At 74.0% G+C, this 13,748-nt stretch carries 11 protein-coding genes; 6 read left to right on the top strand and 5 right to left on the bottom strand.

All coding sequences use genetic code 11. The features are described 5' to 3' along the window. Positions 1–91 precede the first annotated feature (91 nt). Positions 92–2,521: a zinc ribbon domain-containing protein gene (locus OCU29_RS13740; RefSeq protein ID WP_261820357.1), complete on the top strand. Its 2,430-nt coding sequence runs from the start codon at positions 92–94 to the stop codon at positions 2,519–2,521. A 16-nt stretch (positions 2,522–2,537) separates the two neighbouring features. Here OCU29_RS13740 and secD read toward each other — a convergent pair whose 3' ends face one another. Together secD and OCU29_RS13730 are read right to left on the bottom strand one after the other, a co-directional pair. Then, positions 2,538–4,868, bottom strand: a complete 2,331-nt coding sequence (gene secD / locus OCU29_RS13735; protein WP_179616606.1) for a protein translocase subunit SecD — start codon at positions 4,866–4,868, stop codon at positions 2,538–2,540. A gap of 46 nt (positions 4,869–4,914) precedes the next feature. Next, positions 4,915–5,691 (bottom strand): hypothetical protein, encoded by a 777-nt coding sequence (locus OCU29_RS13730; RefSeq protein WP_261820356.1) that lies wholly within the window; start codon positions 5,689–5,691, stop codon positions 4,915–4,917. A 36-nt stretch (positions 5,692–5,727) separates the two neighbouring features. On the opposite strand from OCU29_RS13730, the gene OCU29_RS13725 reads away from it, so the two are divergent. The 4 genes from OCU29_RS13725 to OCU29_RS13710 all read left to right on the top strand — a co-directional run bounded on the left by OCU29_RS13725 (position 5,728) and on the right by OCU29_RS13710 (position 8,987). Further along, positions 5,728–6,522 (top strand): ABC transporter ATP-binding protein, encoded by a 795-nt coding sequence (locus tag OCU29_RS13725; protein WP_261820355.1) that lies wholly within the window; start codon positions 5,728–5,730, stop codon positions 6,520–6,522. A 48-nt stretch (positions 6,523–6,570) separates the two neighbouring features. Next, positions 6,571–7,032 (top strand): NfeD family protein, encoded by a 462-nt coding sequence (locus OCU29_RS13720; RefSeq protein WP_179616603.1) that lies wholly within the window; start codon positions 6,571–6,573, stop codon positions 7,030–7,032. Positions 7,033–7,098: 66 nt separating this feature from the next. Continuing rightward, positions 7,099–8,202 (top strand): SPFH domain-containing protein, encoded by a 1,104-nt coding sequence (locus OCU29_RS13715; protein WP_261820354.1) that lies wholly within the window; start codon positions 7,099–7,101, stop codon positions 8,200–8,202. 11 nt (positions 8,203–8,213) lie between these two features. Further along, positions 8,214–8,987 (top strand): sulfite exporter TauE/SafE family protein, encoded by a 774-nt coding sequence (locus OCU29_RS13710; RefSeq protein WP_179616601.1) that lies wholly within the window; start codon positions 8,214–8,216, stop codon positions 8,985–8,987. Here OCU29_RS13710 and OCU29_RS13705 read toward each other — a convergent pair. The 3 genes from OCU29_RS13705 to OCU29_RS13695 are packed head-to-tail and all read right to left on the bottom strand — an operon-like array spanning position 8,984 to position 12,371. Next, on the bottom strand, positions 8,984–9,967 hold the full coding sequence (locus tag OCU29_RS13705) for an alpha/beta hydrolase (protein WP_261820353.1): 984 nt from the start codon (positions 9,965–9,967) through the stop codon (positions 8,984–8,986). The genes OCU29_RS13710 and OCU29_RS13705 overlap by 4 nt on opposite strands. Before the next feature lie 12 nt (positions 9,968–9,979). Continuing rightward, on the bottom strand, positions 9,980–10,822 hold the full coding sequence (locus tag OCU29_RS13700) for a glycerophosphodiester phosphodiesterase (protein ID WP_179616599.1): 843 nt from the start codon (positions 10,820–10,822) through the stop codon (positions 9,980–9,982). A 49-nt stretch (positions 10,823–10,871) separates the two neighbouring features. Further along, positions 10,872–12,371 carry a catalase gene (locus tag OCU29_RS13695; RefSeq protein ID WP_261820352.1) on the bottom strand — a complete coding sequence of 500 codons (1,500 nt, stop codon included), beginning with the start codon at positions 12,369–12,371 and terminating at the stop codon, positions 10,872–10,874. A 139-nt stretch (positions 12,372–12,510) separates the two neighbouring features. Between OCU29_RS13695 and OCU29_RS13690 the strand changes: the two genes are divergently transcribed. Further along, a complete protein-coding gene (locus OCU29_RS13690; RefSeq protein WP_261820351.1) occupies positions 12,511–13,644 on the top strand; it encodes a PP2C family protein-serine/threonine phosphatase in 1,134 nt (377 codons plus the stop codon). Positions 13,645–13,748: the final 104 nt, after the last annotated feature.

Below are 13,748 nucleotides of genomic sequence, written 5' to 3'. Positions count from 1 at the left end.
CGCCGCCCGGCCCGGGGTTGAGCACCCGTACCCAGGCAGCTGAGTCCTTCGACCCTGGTGGCGGCCCGCCCCGGGGCGGTGTGCTGGATGCATGTCCTCCTACGCCCGCCCCGACCTGTGCCCCGACTGCGGGGCGGTGCTGCCGCAGGACCCGGTCTCGTGCCCCCGCTGCGGCCTGCCGCTGCGCGACCCGCTCGCCGACGAGCTGCTGGCGACGCTGCGGCGCGCCGACGAGCTGCTCGTGCGGCTGCGCGCGTCGGCGATCCCCGGCGCCCCGGCCGCCGGCCCCGCCCCCGCGTCGCGCCACCGCAGGCTCAGCCAGGCCACCGTGCCCCAGCTGCTGCTCGCGCTCGGCGCCGCCTGCCTGCTGGTCGCCGCCGTGGTCTTCCTCGCGGTGGCCTGGTCGTCGCTCGGGGTCGCCGGCCGCACCGCCGTGCTGCTCGTGCTGACGCTCTCGGCGGGCGGTGGCTCGCTGCTGCTCCGGCGCCACGACCTGGCGGCGGCCGCCGAGGCCGTCGCCGCGGTCGCGCTCGGGCTGGTGGTCCTCGACGTGCTCGGGGCCGCCGAGTCGGGCTGGGTGCCCGAGCCGGGCAGCGCCGGGTCGGGCGTCGTGCTCGGGTCGGCGCTCGCGGCGGCCGGGCTGGCGCTCTCGGCGCTGCACCTGCTGCTGGCCCGGGCCCGCCCCGTCGTGCCCCAGCTGGTCCCGGCACCGGCGCTGCTGGTGGTCGCGGGGGCGATGGCCGCCCTGGTCGACGACGGAGCCGGGGGTGGCTCCGGGGCCTGGGTCGGCGGCGTGCTCGGGTCCGGCGTGCTGGTGCTGCTCGGGGCCCGGCTGCGCCTGCCGGTCCTGCGGGCGGCGGCCGGGGCCGGGGGAGTGCTGGCCTGGTGGGTGCTCCTGGCGGTCTCGGTCGTCGACACCACCGACGACCTGAGCCTGCGCGGGCTGTGGGCCGAGGGAGGCGCGACGTGGCTGCTCTTCGCCGCCGTCCTCGCACTGCTGCCGCTGCTCGCCGGCGACGTACGCCGGCACCGGGCCGCGGTCGTGCCGGCCGTCGTGGCGCTGGCCCTGGTCAGCCTGGTCGTCGTGATGCCGGCCCTCGACGAGGGCGCCGACGCCGTCCTGGTCGCCACCGGCGCGGTCGTGGCCGCCTGGAGCCTGGTGGCGCTCGCGCTGGTGCTGGGGCCGCCGCGCCTGCCGGTCCGGGCCCGCGTGGTGCCGGTCGGGGCCGCCGTGGCCTTCGCGGCGCCGGTGCTCGGCCCCGTGGTGGCGATGCACATGAGCGCCGTGGACGCGCTGCTGGGCCTGGGCGACCCGTACTCCGCCGGGGCCGGGGTGCGGCTGGACGGTCCGGGCACGGCGTGGGACCCGCTGCTGCTGGTCCCGGCGGTGCTCGCGCTCGCGCTGCTGGCCCTGGTCGTGCTGGCGCTGGTCGCGCCGCGGGAGCCGTGGCGGCGCGCGGGCGTCGCCGGGACCGGCCTGGCGCTGGTCGTCTCGGTCCTGGCCAGCGCCGCGCTGCTCGACGCGCCGCTGGCGGCGCTGGTGGTGCCGGTGGCGCTCGTGTCGGGGGCGACGGTGGCGCTCGCGCCCCGGTCGGCGGCCGGGGTCGGTCTTGCGGTCGCTGCGCTGACGGCGCTGCTGGCCCTGCCGAGCGCGGCGCTGGCGGCCGTGACCGCCGGCCTGCTCACCCTCGCCCTCGGCTCCCGGGTCGTGCGCGCCGGGGGAGCCGCCGCCACGGAGGTGTGGGCCGCGCTGCCCGTGGCGGTCGTGGCGGCCCTCTGGGCGCTCGGGAGCGTGGTCGGCCTCGACGTCGCCCAGCGCGGCGCGGCGACCCTGGTGGTCGTCGGCGTGCTGGCCCTGCTGGTACGTCGTGCCGACATCGACGTCGCCACGGTGCTGGTCGCGCCGTGGCCGGCCGTCGCCGGCGTGCTCGCCGCCGACGACCTGTCGGTGTCGCTGTCGCTGCACCTGACCCTGGTCGGGGCCCTGCTCGTGGCCCGGGCCCTCACCGACGCCCGTCGCCGCCGGGTCGCCTGGGCGGGCGGGCTGCTGCTCGCCGCTGCGACCTGGGTGCAGCTGGCCGACATCGGGGTCGAGGCGCCCGAGCCCTACACCGCCCCCAGCGCCCTGGCGCTGCTCGTGGTGGGGCTGCTGGCGCTGCGTCGCACGCCCGGGCGCGGATCGGTCGAGACGCTGCTGCCGGGGCTGCTGCTGGCCGTCGTGCCCAGCCTGCTGTGGGTGCTGGCCCAGGACCCGGTGTCGTGGCGGGCGCTGCTGCTGGGGATGGGCTGCCTGGTCCTGGTGCTGGGCGGGACCCGGCTGGGCTGGCAGGCGCCGCTGCTCGTCGGCGGGGTCGCCGGCGCGCTGGTGGTGCTGCGCGAGCTGGCGCCGTACGCCGCCGCCACGCCGCAGTGGGTGCTGCTCGCGGCGGCGGGCGCCCTGCTGCTGGTCGTGGGGATCACCTGGGAGCGCCGGGTGCGCGACCTGAGGGTCGCGGGCGGCTACCTGGCGCGGCTGCGCTGAGGCCCCGTGGCGGGGCTCAGACGACCGCGCCGCTGTCGTCGGGCGTGCGCTCGACGCGCTTGGCCCGGGGCTCGCGCGGCTCCACCGGCCAGACCCGGTGCATCAGCACCGCCAGCGGGGTGGCGGTGAAGACCGAGGAGTAGGTGCCGACGACCAGGCCGATGAGCAGCGCGAGCGCGAAGTCGGTCAGCGAGTCGCCGCCGAGCACGAACAGGGCGCCCAGGATGAACATCGTGCCGAGACCGGTGTTGATCGTGCGGGGGACGGTGGCCAGCACCGCCTCGTTGCACGAGTCGGAGAAGGTCTCGCCGCCCTCACGGGTGCCGCGCCACTTCTCGCGCACCCGGTCGAAGACGACGACGGTGTCGTTGACGCTCAGGCCGATGACGGTGAGGATCGCGGCGAGGAAGACCCCGTCGACGGGCCGGCCGAGCCAGGCGAAGACACCGATGACGATCGAGACGTCGTGGAGCATGGCGATGGCGGCCGAGGCGCCGAAGACCCAGCGGAAGCGCAGCGCGAGGTAGAGCATCTGGGCGGCCAGGGCGATGCCGAGGGCGATCAGGGCCTTGTTGCGCAGCTCGTCGCCCAGGGACGGCCCGATCAGCGAGTCGGACTCGAGGTCGGAGCCCGGGACGGCGGCGGTGACGGTGTCGCGGATCAGCTGGGCCTGGTCGTTGTCGACGTCGCCGACCTTGACCACCAGGTCGCCGTCGCCGGAGGTCTGCACGACGGCGTCGTCGAAGCCCTCGTCGCCGAGGTCGGAGCGCACCGTCTCGACGTCGCCGGCGGTCGCGGCGGTCGTGGTGGTGAAGTCGAGCACCCGCCCGCCGGTGAACTCGACGCCGAGGTTGAGGCCGTTGAGCCCGATCCCGGCCAGCGCCGCGACGACCACGGCGGCGGAGACGGCCAGCCAGATCCGCGAGCGACCCATGATGTCGGGGTTCTTCTCGAGCAGGACGTCGTGGACCTTGCCGGTCTTCGCGAAGCCGGTCAGCGCCGGGCGGCGGCGCACGACCTTGCGCGAGGCGGCGAACTCGACCAGGACCCGGCTGATGACCATCGCCGAGAACATCGAGGCGATGACACCGATCGTGAGGGTCACGCCGAAGCCGCGGACCGGGCCGGTGGCCAGGAAGAACAGCAGGCCACCGGCGAGCAGGGTGGTGACGTTGGAGTCGAGGATGGCCGACCAGGCCTTCGAGAAGCCCGTCGAGATCGCGCGCGCCGGCGGCGCCCCCTGCTCGGAGCTCTCCTCCTTGGCTCGCTCGAAGACCAGCACGTTGGCGTCGATCGCCATGCCGATGGCGAGCACGAAGCCGGCGAGGCCGGGCAGGGTGAGGGTGGCGCCGAGCGCGACCAGGATGGCGTACGAGATGAGGGCGTAGCAGCCCAGCGCGACCACTGCGAGGAAGCCGGAGAGCCGGTAGGCGAAGGTGATGAAGAGGCCGGTCAGCAGCAGGCCGATCAGGCCGGCCTTGAACGAGGCGTCGATGGCCTCGTCGCCCAGCGTGGGGCCGACGACCTGCTGGGAGATGATCTCGACCGGCAGCGGTAGGGCGCCGCCCTCGATGAGCAGGGCGAGGTTCTGGGCCGAGGCCTCGGTGAAGCTGCCGCTGATCTGGGTGCGCCCGCCGAGCTGGCCCACGTCGCAGGTGGAGTCCTGGACCTGCGGGGAGCTGATGACCTCGCTGTCGAGGACGATCGCGATGCGGCGCTGGGGGTCGCCCTGCTGGAAGCAGGCGGCGTCGCCGGTCAGCGAGGCCCAGGCGTCCTGGCCCTTGCTGGCGAACTCGACGTCGACCACCCACTGCACGCCCTGCTCCTGGATGCCGGCGGTGGCGCTCGAGACGTCGTCGCCCTCGAGCTGGGCCGGGCCGAGCACGAGGGGCCCGCCGTCCTCGTCGGTGGTGGCGAAGCGGCCCTGCTTGTCGGTGTCGGGCTGCTGCGAGCCCTCCTCGGGCTCGTCACCGGTGTCGCCGACGATGCTGGGGTCGGTGCCGAGCACCGGGTGGAAGGTCAGGCGCGCGGTCCGGCCGACGACCTCGGCGGCCTCGCGCGGGTCCTCGACGCCGGGGAGCTCGATGAGGATGCGGTTCTCGCCCGAGCGCACGAGGGTCGGCTCGGTGACGCCGAGGGCGTCGACGCGCCCGCGCAGCACCTCCACGGCCCGGTCGGTGTTCTCGGCGTTGGCCTCGACCGTGTCGGTCGAGCTGGCCTCCAGGGTGATCTGGGTGCCTCCGGAGAGGTCCAGGCCGAGCTTGGGCGTCGAGCCCAGGGTCAGCAGGGCGGCACCGATCAGGACCAGGACGGCGACGAGGAAACGCCACCACGAGCTCTTGCGCATGACGCACATGTTCCGTCATGCGTTCTTTACGTCACACACCGGGCTCTCAGGAGGGCGGCCAGACCTCGGGCGAGCAGGCCGCCACCAGGGCCCGTCGACCGGCCCGGGCCAGCGGCCGTAGCGCCTGGGCCCGCGCGTCGGCCTCGGCGGCGCTGATCGCGCCGCCGTCGTCCTCGAGCGCCAGGTCGGTGATCTCCAGCGCCTGCAGCCCCCGGGCGGCGAGCTCGACGCAGCGGGCCGGGACGCCGGGCGGGGCGTCGAGCGCCTCGCGGTGGCGCAGGTCCATCAGCCGGTCGGCCACCTCGGGCCGCCAGCGCGCCACCTCGAGCCGGGCCAGCAGGTCGGCGGTGGCCGGCAGCGCCGCGCGCAGCGCCCGGTCGGCCTCGCCGACGTCGGGCAGCTGGCGGCGCGCGGCCGGCTTGGCCACCCAGGTGGTCGCCGCGCCGACGACGACCGGCACCAGACCCACGGCCCCCGGGGCGCCGGGGTGGGCACGCATGCCGGCCCCGGTCACCACCACGGCCTCCCCGGCCTCGAGGGCGGCGGCGTTGAAGACCGGGGGACCGCCCAGCCCGACGGGGTCGCCCTCGACGCCGAAGGCCGCGCCGATGGTGTCGGCGCCCTCGACGCGCAGGCGCCCCAGCCCGCCCAGCAGCGTCTCGGTCGCGTCGCCGCCCAGCCCCAGGGAGCCCAGGCCCGCGACCGCGTGCGTGGCCTGGTCGTCGACCACCGCGTCGACCACGAGGTCGGCCACCACGTGCCCGCGCAACCAGGCGGTGCCCCACCAGGCGAGGCGGGCGGCGGCGGGCAGGGGTGAGGTCACGGCGGCCGAGGGTACGCCGGTGGTTAGGGTGACGCCATGGCAGCAGTCCTCGAGTTCGCCGACGTCTCCGTCCGACGGGGCGCAGCCACCCTGCTCGACCGGGTCAGCTGGACCGTGGAGGAGGACGAGCGGTGGGTGGTGCTCGGGCCCAACGGCGCCGGCAAGACCACCCTGCTCCAGCTCGCCTCGGCCCAGATCCACCCCACCGACGGGGTGGCCGCGGTGCTCGAGGAGGTCCTCGGCACCGTCGACGTCTTCGAGCTCCGCCCGCGCATCGGCCTGACCAGCGCCGCACTCGCCGAGCGGATTCCGCGCCACGAGACCGTGCGTGACCTCGTCGTCTCCGCGTCGTACGCCGTCGTGGGGCGCTGGCAGGAGGAGTACGACCCGCTCGACCACGAGCGCGCCGGCGCGCTGCTGCGCGAGCTCGGGGCGCTGCACCTGGCCGACCGCACCTTCGGCACCCTGTCGGAGGGCGAGCGCAAGCGGGTGCAGATCTGCCGGTCGCTGATGACCGACCCCGAGCTGCTGCTGCTCGACGAGCCCGCCGCCGGGCTCGACCTGGGCGGGCGCGAGGACCTGGTCGCCACCTTGTCGATGCTGGCCTACGACCCCGACTCGCCGGCCACGGTGCTGGTCTCCCACCACGTCGAGGAGATCCCGCCCGGGTTCACCCACGCCCTGCTGCTGCGCGAGGGCCGGGTCGTCGAGGCGGGCCTGCTCGACCAGGTGCTGACCGAGTCGGCGCTCTCGGCGACCTTCGGGATGCCGCTGAGCCTGACCCACGAGGACGGGCGCTGGGCGGCGCGTCGTCGCACCCGCGCCCACTGAGCCGCGGCAGGTAAAGACCCGGCACCGCGCCCTGGGTAGGGTGAGGTCATGGACTGGTGGAGCGACAACAGCTGGGTCGGTTGGCTCGGGCTCGCCGCCGCCCTGGGTGTCGTCGAGATGTTCAGCCTCGACCTCATCTTCATGATGCTCGCGGTCGGTGCCCTGACCGGCGCCGTCGCGGGCGCCTTCGACCTGCCGCTGGCCCTGCAGCTGCTGGCCGCCTCGGCCGCGTCGCTGGCGACGCTGACCCTGCTGCGGCCCCGGCTGATCACCCGCCTGCACGGCGGCCCCGAGCTGACCCTGGGCCACGACCGGCTCCTGGGCACCCAGGGCCAGGTCACGATGCGCATCAGCGCCACCGACGTGGGCCGGGTCCGCCTGGCCGGCGAGGAGTGGACCGCGGCGCCGTACGACACGATGACCACCATCGAGCCCGGTGAGACCGTCGAGGTGCTGCAGATCCGGGGCGCCACCGCCTACGTCCACCCGGTGCCCAGGCTCGAGGCCTGACCGCACCCAGCACGCCCAGCACGCCCAGCACGACCGTCCGCACGTCCCAACCTCCGAGGAGAACCCATGGGTCTCGCCCTTCTCATCGTGGCCGCGGTGCTGTTCCTGTTCATCGCGGTGGTGCTCGCCAAGACGATCCGGATCGTGCCGCAGGCGCGCGCGGCGATCGTCGAGCGCTTCGGCAAGTACAAGAACACGCTCTCCCCGGGCCTGAACATCGTGGTGCCGTTCATCGACAAGGTGCGCTACGTCATCGACATGCGTGAGCAGGTCGTCAGCTTCCCGCCGCAGCCGGTCATCACCGAGGACAACCTCGTGGTCTCGATCGACACCGTCATCTACTTCCAGGTCACCGACCCCGTGGCGGCGACCTACGAGATCGCCAACTACATCCAGGCCGTCGAGCAGCTGACGATGACGACGCTGCGCAACATCGTCGGCGGGATGGACCTCGAGGAGACGCTGACCAGCCGCGACGAGATCAACACCCGCCTGCGCGGGGTCCTCGACGAGGCCACCGGCAAGTGGGGCCTTCGGGTCAACCGGGTCGAGCTCAAGGGCATCGACCCGCCGCCGTCGATCAAGGACTCGATGGAGAAGCAGATGCGCGCCGACCGCGACAAGCGTGCGCTGATCCTCACCGCCGAGGGTGAGCGCCAGTCGGCCATCCTGACCGCCGAGGGCCAGAAGCAGTCGGCCATCCTGACCGCCGAGGGCGACCGCGAGTCGCAGATCCTGCGCGCCCAGGCCGACCGCGAGTCGCAGATCCTGCGGGCCCAGGGCGAGGGCCAGGCCATCCAGACGGTCTTCCAGGCCATCCACGACGGCCAGCCCGACCAGTCGCTGCTGGCCTACCAGTACCTGCAGATGATGCCGAAGATCGCCGAGGGCGACGCCAACAAGGTCTGGATCGTGCCCAGCGAGATCGGCAAGGCGCTCGAGGGCCTCGGCTCGACGATGAACGACCTCAAGGGGATCCCGCAGGAGGTCGAGGGGCCGCTCAAGCGCGTCGACATGGGCCCCAGCGAGCCGAAGGTCCCCGAGACCGGTGGGACCAGCGGGTCGAGCAACGCGGCCGTCCAGGCCGCCATCGAGGAGGCGGCCAAGGCCGCCAACCCGGGTCGGGCGCGCGCCGAGTCCACCGAGCGTCCCCAGGGTGACGCCGAGTGACCACCGCCTAGATGGGGCTGCTCGAGACGGCCGTGATCCTGCTCGCCGGGGTCGCGGCCGGTTCCATCAACGCCGTCGTGGGGTCGGGCACCCTCATCACGTTCCCCACGCTGCTGGCCTTCGGTGTGCCGCCGGTGACGGCCAACGTCTCCAACAACGTGGGGCTGGTCCCCGGGTCCCTCTCGGCTGTCTGGGGCTACCGCCGCGAGCTGGCCGGGCAGCGTGACCGGGTGCTGCGCCTGGGCGCCGCCTCGTTCCTGGGCGGCACCGTGGGCGCCGTGCTGCTGCTGGTGCTCCCCGAGGACGCGTTCGCCACGATCGTGCCGGCGCTGGTGCTGCTCGGCGTCGTGCTGGTCGTGGTCCAGCCCAGCGTCGCGCGCCGGGTGGCCGCCCGGCGTGCCGCGCGGGACGCCGCCGGCGTGGCGGCGCGCGACGGGGCCGGGTGGGTGTGGCCCGCGGTGCTGGGCACCGGTGTCTACGGGGGGTACTTCGGCGCCGCCCAGGGCGTGCTGCTGATGGGGGTGCTCGGCATCGGCGTGGCCGACGACCTGCAGCGCCTCAACGCCGTCAAGAACGTGCTCGCCGCCATCGTCAACGGGGTCGCGGCGGTCGTCTTCGTGGCCGTGGCCTCCATCGACTGGACCATCGTCGCGGTGATCGCGGTCGGGGCCGTGGTGGGTGGCCAGATCGGCGCGCACGTGGGACGGCGGCTCCCGCCGCTGCTGCTGCGCGCGGTCATCGTGGTGGTCGGCCTGACCGCCTTCGTGGTGCTGGTCCTGGGCTAGGCGGGCGCCGGCGGGTCGCCCTCGACGTAGGCGCGGTGCCAGCGCTCGATCTCGGCGTAGGCGCGCTCACGGGCCTCGGGCCGTGAGAGCACCACGTCGTGGCGAGCCCCCGGCACCGCCACGTAGGTGACGTGCGCGCCCAGGGCGGTGGCCCAGCGGCGGATCTGCGGCACCTCGAGCACGATGTCGGCGGTGTGCACGTCGTCGCCCATCTCGGTGGGCACCGTGGAGCGGTCGGAGGAGAGCACCAGCACCGGCGCCGGCACGTCGAGGCCGCGCTGCAGGCGGGCGTGCCCGGTGCGCACCGCCCGCAACCAGCCGACGTACACCGCGAAGGACTCCAGGGGCTTCCAGGACAGGTCGAAGTCCCACTCGCCGCCGTGGTCGCGGTGCAGGCTGCGGCCGTAGAGGCCGGAGACGTCGCGGCGGATCTCGCGCATCGGCTGGCGGGCCCCGAGCTGCTTGATCACCGCGGTGCCCACGGTGCGCAGCAGCAGGCTGCCCTGCAGGTCGAGCCACGGCGAGTTGAGCACCAGCCCGGCCAGCTCGGCAGGCCGCTGCCGGTCGAGCCACAGCGAGGTGACGAGGCCACCGGTGGAGTGCGCCGCCACGACCACGCGGTCGTGGCGGTCACGCTCGGTGATGCGCTGCCAGGCGATCTCGAGCTCGGCGTCGTACTCGGCGAGGTCGGTGACGTACGTCGGGGTCTGGCCGGGGCGGATCGAGCGGCCGTACTTGCGCAGGTCGAGGGCGTAGAAGTCGTAGCCGCGCTCGAGCCACCACTGGGCGAAGCCGGTCTGGAAGAAGTAGTCGGCGAAGCCGTGCACGTAGAGCACGGCCCGCCCCGAGGGCCGGGGGGAGCGGTGGCTGACCAGGGTGGCCACCAGCGGGCCCTCGTGGTCCTCCCCGAGGTCGATGGTCTCGGCGAGCCAGGGCTCACCCAGCACGTCGGTGACGGTGCCGTCGTGGTCGGGCGACATGGCGGCAGTGTGTCAGGCGGGACGACGACGGGTGCGCGGCGGCCTCGGGGGACGCCCGCTGCGGTGGCGGGGGAACCCGTCGCGAGCGGTCAGGGCCAGGGCGGGCTCGTTGCTGGTCACCAGCCAGGCCCGGCCCGGTCGCATCCAGTAGCGCAGCGAGTCCTCGGTGTCCACGGTCCACACCAGCAGGGGCAGCCCCCGGCGGCGGGCGAAGGCGGCGACGCCGAGCCGCGCCAGGGTGTGCTTGGCCACGACCAGGTTGGCGCGCGACTCGGTGTAGCGCAGCCGCGGCAGCAGCTCGGAGACCCGCACGCGGACCTGGCGGTGCCAGGGGAGCCCGCGCACGCTGCGGCCCAGCGAGAGGCCGACGAGCAGGTCGTGGCCCTCCTGGTCCGACCAGTCGCGCACCGCGCGCACCGCCTTGTCCTCCAGGGTCGTCACGATGACCTGGTCGGCGCCCAGCACCTGCACCGCCCGCCGGGCCGCCTGGACCTCCCAGGTGGCCGCGGCCTCGGCGTACAGGCTGTCGGGGGAGGTGAACTTGAGGTCGATGTGGGCCCTGGTCACCCCGGCGAGCGCCTCCAGCACCTCCTCGTAGCGCAGGAAGTGGGGCGCCCGGGAGGCGAACTCCTCGAAGGAGAGCGCGGCGAGCGGGACCCGGCGGTCCCCGACCCACATCCAGTCGTCGTGGAAGAGCACGAGGGTGCCGTCGGCGCAGCGCTGGACGTCGAACTCGACGAAGTCGACCGCGAGGTCGAGGGCGTTCTCGAGCGCGACCCGGGTGTTCTCGAGCCCACGGTCACCACCGGCCCCGCAGCGGTGGGCACTGACCAGCACCGGCTCCTTGGCTCGCACGGGGCGCCACTCTAACGAGAGCGGCGCCCCGTGCCGGAGCGGCCGTGGTTCAGACGGTCTCGAGCGCCTCGGTGGGGTGCGGCGCGGGGTCGCCGTGCTGCCCGGCGCGCACGGCGTCCTCGATGCGCTTGCCGATCTGCTCGTCGACGTTGCGCCAGTACTCGAAGGCCCGCTCCAGGACCTCGTCGCTCACGCCGCCGGCGAGGTGCCCGGCGACGTTGGAGACGAAGCGCTCGCGCGCGGCGTCGTCCCAGACCTCGTTGACCATCGTGCGGGCCTGGCCGAAGTCGTCGTCCTCGGGACGCAGCGTGTAGGCCTCGCGCACCATGTCGCCGTCGGTCTCCCAGCCGTCCTCGGCGGGCCCGGTCAGGTCGGAGAACGGGTCGCCGTAGGAGTTCGGGGCGTACTTCGAGCGGTCACCGGTGTGGTCGTAGGCCATCGGGCCGTCGAACTGGTAGGTGTAGGCGCCCTCGACGCGGTGCCGGTTGACCGGCAGCTGCTGGTAGTTGGGGCCGATGCGGTAGCGGTGGGTGTCGGCGTACGCGAAGACCCGCCCCAGCAGCATCTTGTCGGGGGAGAACCCGATGCCCGGCACGATCGCGGACGGCTCGAAGGCGGCCTGCTCGATCTGCGCGAAGTGGTTCTCGGGGTTCGTGTGCAACGTCATCTTCCCGACCTCGATGAGCGGGTAGTCGCCGTGCGGCCACACCTTCGTCAGGTCGAAGGGGTTGAAGCGGTAGGTCTTGGCGTCCTCGTAGGGCATCACCTGCACCTTGAGGGTCCAGCTGGGGTGGTCCCCGGCCTCGATGGAGTCGAAGAGGTCGCGGCGGTGGAAGTCGGAGTCCTCGCCCGCGATGCGGTTGGCGTCCTCCTGGGTCAGGCACTCCACGCCCTGGTCGGAGATGAAGTGGAACTTCACCCACGACTTCTCCCCGGCCTCGTTGTAGAGCATGTAGGTGTGGCTGCCGTAGCCGTTCATGTGGCGCCAGGTCTTGGGGATGCCCCGGTCGCCCATCAGCCAGGTGACTTGGTGGGCCGACTCGGGGTTGAGGGTCCAGAAGTCCCACTGCATGTCGTTGTCGCGCAGCCCGTTGGCGCCGCGGCGCTTCTGGCTGCGGATGAAGTGCGGGAACTTCATGGTGTCGCGCACGAAGAAGACCGGGGTGTTGTTGCCGACGAGGTCCCAGTTGCCCTCGGAGGTGTAGAACTTCAGCGAGAACCCGCGCGGGTCGCGCCAGGTGTCGGGGGAGCCCATCTCGCCGGCGACGGTCGAGAACCGGGCGAGCATGTCGGTCTTCGCGCCGGGCTGCAGCACGGCCGCCCTGGTGTACTGCGAGATGTCGCCGGTGATCTCGAGCGTGCCGAACGCACCGGAGCCCTTGGCGTGCACGTTGCGCTCGGGCACCCGCTCGCGGTTGAAGTGCGCCATCTGCTCGATGAAGTGGTGGTCGTGCAGCAGGATCGGGCCGTCGGGGCCGACGGTGAGGCTGTTGCGGTCGCTGGGTGCGGGGGCGCCGTTGCCGGCGGTCGAGCCGTGGGTCTGGGTCATCAGGGTCCCTCCTGGGGGCGTGCGGACGTCGCTGTCGCTACCGTCGCCACCCTGCCCCCTTGTCTGGAGCCAGTCAAGAAAAGTCACCCCTTCGGGGTGTCGGCTCCCCGGCCCCGTCGCACCACCTAGTCTTCGGCCGGTGACCTCGAGGCCGGCGCGTGCGTGGACGGTGGTCGCGCGCCACGTGCAGGACCGCGTCGACGGGTGGCGCTCGGGCAGCCCGGCCAGCCAGCGCTACGTGGCGGTGGTGCTGCTGGGCCTGCTGACGGCCACGCTGGCGGTCCAGACGCTCAGCTACGGGGTGGCGCCGGTCGGTGTGGTCTTCGTGTGGCTGCTGGCCGGCATGCTGCTGCTGCGCTACCGCCCGCTCCTGCTGCTGGTCTCGTGGGCGCTGGTCGGGACGATCGGCGTCGCCGTCTCCGACGCGCTGGGCCCGGGCGAGCTCGAGTCGTCGCGGATCTCGGCCACGGTGTCGCTGGTGGTGGCCTCGGCGCTGGTGCTGCTCCAGTCGAGCCGGCAGCGCAGCGGCCTGCCCACCCTGCTGGGCGAGACCGTCCTCTCCGACCTGCGCGACCGCCTCCAGCGCCAAGGGACGGTGCCGCCGCTGCCCGAGGGCTGGCGCAGCGAGAGCGCCATGCTGGCCGCCGACTCCGTCGGCTACGCCGGCGACTTCCTGGTCGCCCGCCTCGACGAGCAGGCCCACCGCCTGGAGATGATCCTGGTCGACGTCGTCGGGAAGGGAGTGGCGGCCGGGACCGCCGCCCTGCAGTTCGCGGGCGCCCTGGGCGGGCTGCTGGGCGCCGTGCCGCCCGGGCGCCTGATGGAGGCCGCCAACGACTTCCTGCTGCGCCAGGAGTCCGACGAAGCGTTCGCCACCGCCGTGCACGTGGTCGTCGAGCTGCGCACCGGTGCCTACGAGGTGCTCAGCGCCGGGCACCCGCCGGTGCTGCGGCGCGAGGGGGGCTCCTGGCGCGTCGACACCGCCCGCGGCACCGCCCTCGGGGTCACGGCCCAGGCCGAGGTCGAGCCCAGCCGCGGCCGGCTCTGCCCCGGCGACGCGCTCATGTTCTACACCGACGGGGTCGTGGAGCGCCCGGGGGAGGACATCGACGACGGGGTCGAGTGGCTGCGCACGACCGCCAGCGACCTCACCGCCTCCTCGGGCCTCGACGGGCTGCCGCGCCGCGTGCTGCGCCGCGTGTCGCGGGGCGACGACGACCGCGCCGTGCTCGTCCTGCACCGCCTCCCCGACCCGGCCCACATCTCGCGCTGACCCGGCGCAGATCTCGCGCCGACCCGTCGCAGATCTCGCGCTGACCCGGCACGGATCCACGCCGGCGACGGGGTGGAGGTGTGGGCGGGGGTGTCCTCGGGCAC

It is taken from the genome of Nocardioides sp. OK12 (genome assembly GCF_024341885.1).
GTDB lineage: Bacteria > Actinomycetota > Actinomycetes > Propionibacteriales > Nocardioidaceae > Nocardioides > Nocardioides marinisabuli.
This window is presented reverse-complemented; position numbering and strand designations above follow the sequence as displayed.

Coding starts and splice junctions, on each gene's coding strand:
- OCU29_RS13740 (WP_261820357.1), top strand. CDS start 92: ATGTCCTCCTACGCCCGCCCCGACCTGTGCCCCGACTGCGGGGCGGTG.
- secD (WP_179616606.1), bottom strand. CDS start 4,868: ATGCGCAAGAGCTCGTGGTGGCGTTTCCTCGTCGCCGTCCTGGTCCTG.
- OCU29_RS13725 (WP_261820355.1), top strand. CDS start 5,728: ATGGCAGCAGTCCTCGAGTTCGCCGACGTCTCCGTCCGACGGGGCGCA.
- OCU29_RS13720 (WP_179616603.1), top strand. CDS start 6,571: ATGGACTGGTGGAGCGACAACAGCTGGGTCGGTTGGCTCGGGCTCGCC.
- OCU29_RS13715 (WP_261820354.1), top strand. CDS start 7,099: ATGGGTCTCGCCCTTCTCATCGTGGCCGCGGTGCTGTTCCTGTTCATC.
- OCU29_RS13710 (WP_179616601.1), top strand. CDS start 8,214: ATGGGGCTGCTCGAGACGGCCGTGATCCTGCTCGCCGGGGTCGCGGCC.
- OCU29_RS13705 (WP_261820353.1), bottom strand. CDS start 9,967: ATGTCGCCCGACCACGACGGCACCGTCACCGACGTGCTGGGTGAGCCC.
- OCU29_RS13695 (WP_261820352.1), bottom strand. CDS start 12,371: ATGACCCAGACCCACGGCTCGACCGCCGGCAACGGCGCCCCCGCACCC.